This is a genomic window from Arthrobacter sp. 35/47, assembly GCF_000520475.1.
Lineage (GTDB): Bacteria > Actinomycetota > Actinomycetes > Actinomycetales > Micrococcaceae > Arthrobacter_D > Arthrobacter_D subterraneus.
Genome location: NZ_KI914592.1, coordinates 183,130 through 184,867 on the forward strand (window position 1 = coordinate 183,130; position 1,738 = coordinate 184,867).

2 protein-coding genes are annotated in these 1,738 nt (G+C 66.7%); both read right to left on the minus strand.

What is annotated here, in order from left to right:
• Nucleotides 1-79: 79 nt before the first annotated feature.
• On the minus strand, nt 80-919 hold the full coding sequence (fdhD, locus tag X803_RS18535; protein ID WP_051470564.1) for a formate dehydrogenase accessory sulfurtransferase FdhD: 840 nt from the start codon (nt 917-919) through the stop codon (nt 80-82).
• 29 nt (nt 920-948) lie between these two features.
• The coding region (gene fdhD, locus X803_RS18540; protein ID WP_035778200.1) for a formate dehydrogenase accessory sulfurtransferase FdhD at nt 949-1,738 on the minus strand (790 nt) is incomplete at its 5' end.

Sequence of the window (1,738 nt, forward strand, 5' to 3'; positions counted from 1 at the left end):
GTCACCGGGTTGGGGTGGATGTCGCCGAAGCTGAAGATGCCGAGTTCCATACTGGTGTGCAACCCCGGCCCGGGTGCCCCTATTCCGGAGTCGAGTCCGCCTCGATGCGCCGGGGATGCGTATAGCAGTTCAGGGTGCGCCCACGGCTGAATCCGACCAGCGTGAGGCCCGATTCCTCCGCCAGCTCGGCAGCCAGCGACGACGGCGCGCTCACCGCCGCGAGCGTGGGAATCCCGGCGAGGTGCGCCTTCTGAACGAGTTCAAACGAGGCACGGCCGGAGACCTGCAGGATCATTCCGCGCAGCGGCAGCATTCCGCTCCGCAGCGCCCACCCGACCACCTTGTCCACCGCATTGTGCCGTCCGACATCCTCACGGAGGCAGAGGAGTTCCCCCTCGCGGCTGAAGAGACCGGCGGCGTGGACGCCCCCGGTGCGGTCAAAAAGCTTCTGGCTGGTCCGCAGCCGGTCCGGCAGGGAGGCGAGGACGGAAAGCTTCACTGTGCCGTCGTCGTCGTGCACCTCGAAGCGCGCCGATTTGCGGACCGCATCAATCGAGGCCGTTCCGCAGATACCGCAGGAACTGGAGGTGTAGACGTGGCGTTCCATGGAGGTGTCCGGCAGGGCAACGTCCGGCCGGAGCTGTGCCTCGACCACGTTGAAGGTCTGCCGGCCTTCCTCGTCAACCCCCGCGCAGTAGCGCAGCGCCAGTATTTCTCCCGGTTCCGCCACCACACCTTCGGAGACGAGGAAACCGGCCACGAGGTCGAAGTCATCGCCTGGAGTGCGCATGGTGACGCTGAAAGCCCGGCCGCCCAACCGGATCTCCAGAGGTTCCTCACCGGCCAGTCGGTCTTCCCTGTGGCCACCGGTCACCGGGTTGGGGTGGATGTCGCCGAAGCTGAAGATGCCGAGTTCCATACTGGTGTGCAACCCCGGCCCGGGTGCCCCTATTCCGGAGTCGAGTCCGCCTCGATGCGCCGGGGATGCGTATAGCAGTTCAGGGTGCGCCCACGGCTGAATCCGACCAGCGTGAGGCCCGATTCCTCCGCCAGCTCGGCAGCCAGCGACGACGGCGCGCTCACCGCCGCGAGCGTGGGAATCCCGGCGAGGTGCGCCTTCTGAACGAGTTCAAACGAGGCACGGCCGGAGACCTGCAGGATCATTCCGCGCAGCGGCAGCATTCCGCTCCGCAGCGCCCACCCGACCACCTTGTCCACCGCATTGTGCCGTCCGACATCCTCACGGAGGCAGAGGAGTTCCCCCTCGCGGCTGAAGAGACCGGCGGCGTGGACGCCCCCGGTGCGGTCAAAAAGCTTCTGGCTGGTCCGCAGCCGGTCCGGCAGGGAGGCGAGGACGGAAAGCTTCACTGTGCCGTCGTCGTCGTGCACCTCGAAGCGCGCCGATTTGCGGACCGCATCAATCGAGGCCGTTCCGCAGATACCGCAGGAACTGGAGGTGTAGACGTGGCGTTCCATGGAGGTGTCCGGCAGGGCAACGTCCGGCCGGAGCTGTGCCTCGACCACGTTGAAGGTCTGCCGGCCTTCCTCGTCAACCCCCGCGCAGTAGCGCAGCGCCAGTATTTCTCCCGGTTCCGCCACCACACCTTCGGAGACGAGGAAACCGGCCACGAGGTCGAAGTCATCGCCTGGAGTGCGCATGGTGACGCTGAAAGCCCGGCCGCCCAACCGGATCTCCAGAGGTTCCTCACCGGCCAGTCGGTCTTCCCTGTGGCTGGCA